We start from the raw sequence: 5,869 nt of genomic DNA, 5'->3' as shown, positions 1-5,869 counted from the left end.
CCCCCCCGTGCGGTCCCGCCCGGCCTCAGGCAACGCCGGGAACCCCCGCCGAACCGAGCCGCCCCCGAAACACTCCCCCCAGCGAGTTGAACGCGTTCAAAAGATAGGTCTAGAGTCGGTTCCGCGCAGGCGGGACAAGGCTCCGCCTGTACTTCGGCATGCTCGGCATGGAGGTGGGCGAGATGAACGGCGACTCCGCGGTCATCCTTCGCAAGGTCCGACGGTGGCTCTGGTTCTTCCTGGTCTGCCTGGTGCTCAGCGGTCTCACCGCGTTCCCGCTGGAGACCGAGACCCGCTGGCTGGTCGACCTCGCCTCCGGGCCCGCCGCCCCGCTGAGCGAGCGCCTCCCCGCCGCGGCGGCCTGGCTCGAGCGGGTCCACACGGGCGTCGCCGAGACCAACGCGCGCTATCCCTTCCTGGCCTACGGCACCGACTGGCTGGCCTTCGCCCACCTGGTGATCGCCGCCGCCTTCTGGGGGCCGCTCAAGGACCCGGTCCGCAACATCTGGGTGATCCGCTGGGCCGTGCTCGCCTGCGGGGCCGTCATCCCGCTGGCGCTGATCTGCGGGCCGCTGCGCGGGATCCCGCTGGTCTGGCGATTCATCGACATGTCGTTCGGGGTCTTCGGCGTCATCCCGCTGCTGATCGTGCTGCGGGCGCTGCGTCCGCTGGAGCGCTCCTTCCGCGCCCCGGCGACCACCGGCTGAGCCCGGGCGGCCCGCGCCCGCTCGCACTCCGGGGCGCCCCCGCGCGGGGGCGCCCCGGGGCGTGCGGCCGCTGGCGCACGCCCCGGCACCCGCGGGGCTCCGGGTCGGGCGGCAACGGCCTTCACCCTCAGGCCCTACCATCTGGCTCAACAGCTGCTGGGAGGCGGACGGGCGTGGCCGATGCGGTGATCGATCTCAATGCGGACCTCGGCGAGGGGTTCGGACGCTGGACCCTGACCGACGACGAGGCCCTGCTGTCCGTGGTGACCAGTGCCAACGTCGCCTGCGGGTTCCACGCCGGGGACCCGTCCACGATGCGTCGGGTCTGCGCGCTGGCGGCCGAGCGCGGCGTCCGGATCGGTGCCCAGGTCTCCTACCGCGACCTGGCCGGCTTCGGCCGCCGCGCGATGGACGTGCCCCCGGAGGAGCTCGCCGACGAGATCGCGTACCAGATCGGCGCCCTCCAGGTCTTCGCCCGGGCGGCCGGTTCCAAGGTCTCCTACGTCAAGCCGCACGGCGCCCTCTACAACCGGGTGGTCGGCGACTCCGAGCAGGCCGAGGCCGTGGTGGCCGGCGTGCTGCGGGCGGGCGCGGTCTGCGACGGGCCGCTGCCCGTGCTCGGCCTGCCGGGCTCGCTGCTGCTGGAGGTGGCCGAGGGCGTCGGGCTCCCGGTGGTCGCCGAGGCCTTCGCCGACCGCGCGTACACCCGCACCGGCGCCCTCGTCCCGCGCCGCGAGCCGGACGCGGTGGTGCACGACCCCGAGTCGGTGATCACCCGCGCCGTCGGCATCGCCCGGGACGGCACGGTGGAGGCCACCGGCGGCGAGCGGATCGCCGTCGAGGCCCGCTCGCTGTGCGTCCACGGCGACACCCCCGGCGCCGCTCAGCTCGCCTGGCGGATCCGCGGCGCCCTGGCCTCCGCCGGGGTCCGGGTGGAGGCGTTCACGTGACGGGCCCTCACCTGCCCGGCCCTCGCGCGGCGGCCGGGACGGTCCGCCGGGTCGGTGAGCGGGCGCTGCTGGTCGAACTGCCCGGGACGGCCGAGGTGGCGGCGCTGTACGGCTGGCTGAGCGAGCGCCGGGAGGCGGGTGCGCTCGGCGCGGTGGAGGAGCTGATACCGGCCGCGCGCACGCTGCTGCTGGACGGCGTCTCGGACGTCGACGCGGTGGCGGCCCTGCTGCGCACCGCCCGTCCGGTGGCGGCCGGGGAGGTGCGCGGGCCGCTGGTGGAGGTCCCGACCGTGTACGACGGCCCCGACCTGACCGCGGTCGCCGCGCTGTGGGGGGTGTCCGAGGAGGCCGCCGTCCGGATCCACACCGAAGCCGAGTACGTCGTCGCGTTCTGCGGCTTCGCGCCCGGCTTCGGCTACCTCACCGGCCTCCCCGCTCGGTACGAGGTGCCGCGCCGGGCCACCCCGCGCAGCTCCGTCCCGGCCGGGTCGGTCGCCCTGGCCGGCCCGTACACCGGCGTCTACCCGCACCCCTCGCCCGGCGGCTGGCAACTGGTCGGCCGGACGGCGCTCGCCCTCTGGGACGCCGACCGCGAGCCCCCGGCCCTGCTGACCCCGGGCACCCGGGTCCGCTTCACGCCCGAACAGGCCTGAGGGGGCCGGAGTTGAGCGAGCTGGTGGTGGAACGGCCGGGACCGCTGACCACGGTCCAGGACCTCGGACGGCGCGGGGTCGCCCACCTCGGGGTGCCGAGGGCCGGGGCGCTGGACCAGCCGGCGCTGCGGGCGGCCAACCGGCTGGTGGGCAACGAGCCGGGGGCCGCCGGGCTGGAGACCACGCTCGGCGGGGTCGCGCTGCGGGCGGTCGGGACGGTGCTGGTCGCCGTCACCGGTGCCCCCTCGCCCGTCCGGGTGGACGGCCGACCGGCCGCCTGGGGGGCGCCGGTCGTGGTGCCGGCCGGGGCGCTGTTCGAGGTGGGGCCGGCCACGGCCGGGGTACGCGGCTACCTGGCGGTGGCGGGCGGGATCGCCGTCCCGCCGGTGCTCGGCAGCCGCTCGGCGGACCTGCTCTCCGGGCTCGGGCCGGCGCCGCTGGCCGCCGGGGACCGGCTGCCGGTCGGCGCCCCGCCGCCGTACCGGGCCCGGCCCGAACTGGTACCGCTGCCCGCTCCCCCGGCCGAGCTGGTGCTGCGGCTGCGGCTCGGACCGCGCACGGACTGGTTCACCCCGGAGGCGGTGGCCCGGCTGGGCCGCGACCGTTATCTGGTCTCCCCGACCGGCAACCGGGTGGGGCTGCGCACCGAGGGGCCGCCGCTCGCCCGCGCCCGGGGCGGCGAACTGCCCAGCGAGGGCATGGTGTTGGGCGCCGTGCAGATTCCGCCGGACGGGCGGCCGGTGGTGTTCCTGGCCGACCACCCGATCACCGGCGGCTACCCGGTGATCGGCGTCGTGCCGACTGACGACCTGGCGGCCGCCGCACAGGCCAGGCCGGGGACACCGGTGCGCTTCGTACCCCTGCGGGAGCGCTGAGCGGCGACATGAAGCGGGGACACGAAACGGGGCACGAAACGGGGGCGCAAAGCAAGGGCGCGAAGCGGGAGCGCCTCGCGGGAGCGCCGATTGACGCCCGGGCCCCGGCTCAGCGCCCCAACAGCACCTCGGCGACGGCACGTTGGGCCGCGTCCAGCTCCGTCCCGCCCTCCTCCGTCACCCAGACCGCGTTCTGCAGCACCCGGGCCAGCGTCCAGGCCGCCGCCACCTCGCGGTCCAGCTCCAGCACCTCCGTCAGCAGGTCGAAGCGCCGCCGCAGCGCCCGGGCGAGGTCCCCGGTGGCCACCACGTCCGCCCAGCGGTTGCGCAGCGCCGGGAGCAGCTCGAAGCCGGGATGTCCGGCCAGCGGCTTGGGGTCGATGGCCAGCCAGGGCGCCCGGCCGCTGCCCGGAAGCGGGGCCAGCACATTGCCGTAGTGGAGGTCCCAGTGCAGCAGCCGGTCGCCGGGGTCGGCGCGGACCTCGCACAGGGCGGCCGCACAGTCGGCGAGCAGGCGCCGCTCCACCGGATCGGCGAGGGCGGCGGCGGCCGCCGGGGCCCGGTCCAGCAGATCGCTCGCCGTGCCCGCCAAGGTCCGCAACCCGGACGGCGCCCGATGCTTCGTCAATTCCCTCAACAGTTCGGCGATCACGCGCAGCGCCGCGAGATCGTCGGGCAGGTCGAGCAGGGAGCGCCCGGGTTCCAGCCGCTCCAACAGCAGGGAGCCGGTGGCCGGTTCGTGGTCGAGCAGCCGAACGGCGCCGTGACCGCCCCAGACCCGCAGGGCGACCGGTTCGCCCACCGTCTCCTCGTCCACGGGCTGGAGCTTGAGCACGGCCGGCGTCCCGTCGACGCGCAGCACCGGCAGCACCAGCCCGACCAGGCCGTGCGTGACCGGCCCGTCCGGGCGCAGCTCCCAGCGGTCGAGCAACTCGTCGGCCAGGGTGGGCAGTCGGAGCACCCAGGCCCGGCCCTCGGCACCGAGGAAGCCCTCCAGGGACGCGGCCAGCGCGGGCGGAACCTCGACGGGCATCGGGCGGGCTCCTCTCGGGCGGTCCACCCCAGCCTACGACGGGCGGCGGCCGACCCCTTCCCCGCTCACGCCTGCCCGAGCACCTGCCCGAGCGCCTGCGCCGCGGCGGCCGCGAAGCCGTCCGGATTGTCGAGCATGATGTTGTGCCCGCAGTCCGGTACGGCGACCACCCGTACGCCCGCCGCGCGGAGGGTGTCGGCGCCCGCCGGCTCACCGTCCGCCGCCGGGTGGAGGAAGGTGCGCGGGAGGTCGAGGCCGAGCAGCAGCTCGCGCATGGTCGGGTCGGTCGCCCGGACGAGGTAGCGGGCGCTGCGGTGGAGCGCCTCCGGGCCGGCCAGCCGCATGGTGGACCACCAGAACGGGCCGACCCGCTCGGCGACTTCGTCCCGGCCGCCGGACAGGAACTCCTCCTCGGTGTAGGCCGCGATGCCACTGCTGCCGGGGCTGCGCCGGTCGGGGTCGACGCGGTCCAGGTTGGCGTCCACCAGGAGCAGCCGCTCGACCAGGTGCGGGTGCCGTTGGGCGAGGACGATCGCGACCGCCCCGCCCATGCTGTGGGCGACCACCTCGACCCGGGCCGCCCCGGCGGCCGCGACCGCCGCCGCGACCGCGTCCGCGTGCTCCTCCAGGGTGTAGCCGAAGTCCGTCGGCCGGTCGCTGAGACCGAAGCCGAGCAGGTCCAGCAGCAGCGAGCGCCGGCCGGCGAGCAGTGGGTGGGCGGCGGCGGCCGCGAAGTAGGCCGGCGAGGTGGCGCCGAGCCCGTGCAGGTAGAGCCGGGCCGGCTCCGCGCCGGGCAGCTCGACCCAGCGGATCCGGTCGCCGTTCGGGGTGACGGGGGCCTCGCGCATGCTCATTCGCTCCTTCTCCAGGGTGTGCCGGCTCCGCGGGGCTCCGAAGCTCCAGGGGGCGCCGACGGACGATCAGGACCATACATCGGATCCGAGGTATAGCGATAGCGAGATACCCACGGCCCGAGGGAGGGATCTGAGAGAGTGGCCCCATGCTGAAGCTCGCCATCCTCGGGTTCCTGTACGACCGTCCCCTGCACGGCTACGAGCTGCGCCGCCACCTCGCCGCGCTCACCGGCCACGTCCGCCCGATCAGCGACGGCACGCTCTACCCCGCGATCAAGCGCCTGGAGTCCGACGGACTGCTGGTCCGCGAGACCGAGCCGGGCAGCGCCGCCGCACCCCGGCACACCCTGCACCTCACCGAGGCCGGCCGCGCCGCACTGCTCGACCGGCTGCGCGAGCCCGAGCCGCTCGACATCAGTGACGAGAACCGCTGGTTCACCCTGCTCGCCTTCCTGCGACACCTCGCCGACCCGGCCGAGCAGGCCGCCGTGCTCCGCCGCCGGCTGGCCTTCCTCGCCGAGCCGGCCAGCTTCTTCTACGAGGGCGACCGCCCGGTGGGCGCCGAGGAGTTCGCCGACCCGTTCCGCCGCGGTCTGCTCCTGGTGGCCCGCGCCACCACCGAGGCCGAACTCGCCTGGCTGGACACGACCCTGGCCGACCTGGAGGACAGTCCGCGCTAGGCCGGGCCCCAGGGGCAGCGGCCGAGGAAGGCCGGGCCCGAACGCGCTGCGGCCCGCGCCGTGGTCTACCTCCGGGCCGAGGAACCGGCGGTCGGGCTGATGGCCTTCGTCGCCATC

General features: G+C 76.0%; 7 protein-coding genes. 5 read left to right on the top strand and 2 right to left on the bottom strand.

Features of this window, described 5'->3' with window-relative positions:
• Positions 1-182 precede the first annotated feature (182 nt).
• From ABZ449_RS41620 to ABZ449_RS41605, 4 genes are all read left to right on the top strand, one after another.
• On the top strand, positions 183-707 hold the full coding sequence (locus tag ABZ449_RS41620) for a hypothetical protein (protein WP_360357247.1): 525 nt from the start codon (positions 183-185) through the stop codon (positions 705-707).
• Between the two features lie 173 nt (positions 708-880).
• On the top strand, positions 881-1,657 hold the full coding sequence (locus tag ABZ449_RS41615) for a 5-oxoprolinase subunit PxpA (RefSeq protein WP_360357244.1): 777 nt from the start codon (positions 881-883) through the stop codon (positions 1,655-1,657).
• Positions 1,654-2,310 (top strand): 5-oxoprolinase subunit PxpB, encoded by a 657-nt coding sequence (pxpB, locus tag ABZ449_RS41610; RefSeq protein ID WP_360357241.1) that lies wholly within the window; start codon positions 1,654-1,656, stop codon positions 2,308-2,310. Before ABZ449_RS41615 ends, pxpB begins: the two co-directional genes overlap by 4 nt.
• A gap of 11 nt (positions 2,311-2,321) precedes the next feature.
• A complete protein-coding gene (locus ABZ449_RS41605) occupies positions 2,322-3,185 on the top strand; it encodes a biotin-dependent carboxyltransferase family protein (protein ID WP_360357238.1) in 864 nt (287 codons plus the stop codon).
• Positions 3,186-3,294: 109 nt separating this feature from the next.
• On the opposite strand, the gene ABZ449_RS41600 is transcribed toward ABZ449_RS41605, so the two are convergent.
• Together ABZ449_RS41600 and ABZ449_RS41595 are read right to left on the bottom strand one after the other, a co-directional pair.
• On the bottom strand, positions 3,295-4,218 hold the full coding sequence (locus ABZ449_RS41600; protein WP_360357235.1) for an aminoglycoside phosphotransferase family protein: 924 nt from the start codon (positions 4,216-4,218) through the stop codon (positions 3,295-3,297).
• Between the two features lie 65 nt (positions 4,219-4,283).
• Positions 4,284-5,066: an alpha/beta hydrolase gene (locus tag ABZ449_RS41595; protein WP_360357232.1), complete on the bottom strand. Its 783-nt coding sequence runs from the start codon at positions 5,064-5,066 to the stop codon at positions 4,284-4,286.
• Between the two features lie 152 nt (positions 5,067-5,218).
• Here ABZ449_RS41595 and ABZ449_RS41590 point away from each other — a divergent pair, with 152 nt between their 5' ends.
• Entirely contained in the window at positions 5,219-5,752 is a 534-nt protein-coding gene (locus ABZ449_RS41590; RefSeq protein ID WP_360357229.1) for a PadR family transcriptional regulator, read from the top strand.
• Positions 5,753-5,869 lie beyond the last annotated feature (117 nt).

The sequence above is a fragment of the Kitasatospora sp. NPDC005856 genome (assembly GCF_040629945.1).
Taxonomy (GTDB): Bacteria; Actinomycetota; Actinomycetes; order Streptomycetales; family Streptomycetaceae; genus Kitasatospora.
This window is presented reverse-complemented; position numbering and strand designations above follow the sequence as displayed.

Coding starts and splice junctions, on each gene's coding strand:
- ABZ449_RS41595 (WP_360357232.1), bottom strand. CDS start 5,066: ATGCGCGAGGCCCCCGTCACCCCGAACGGCGACCGGATCCGCTGGGTC.
- ABZ449_RS41590 (WP_360357229.1), top strand. CDS start 5,219: ATGCTGAAGCTCGCCATCCTCGGGTTCCTGTACGACCGTCCCCTGCAC.
- ABZ449_RS41600 (WP_360357235.1), bottom strand. CDS start 4,218: ATGCCCGTCGAGGTTCCGCCCGCGCTGGCCGCGTCCCTGGAGGGCTTC.
- ABZ449_RS41620 (WP_360357247.1), top strand. CDS start 183: ATGAACGGCGACTCCGCGGTCATCCTTCGCAAGGTCCGACGGTGGCTC.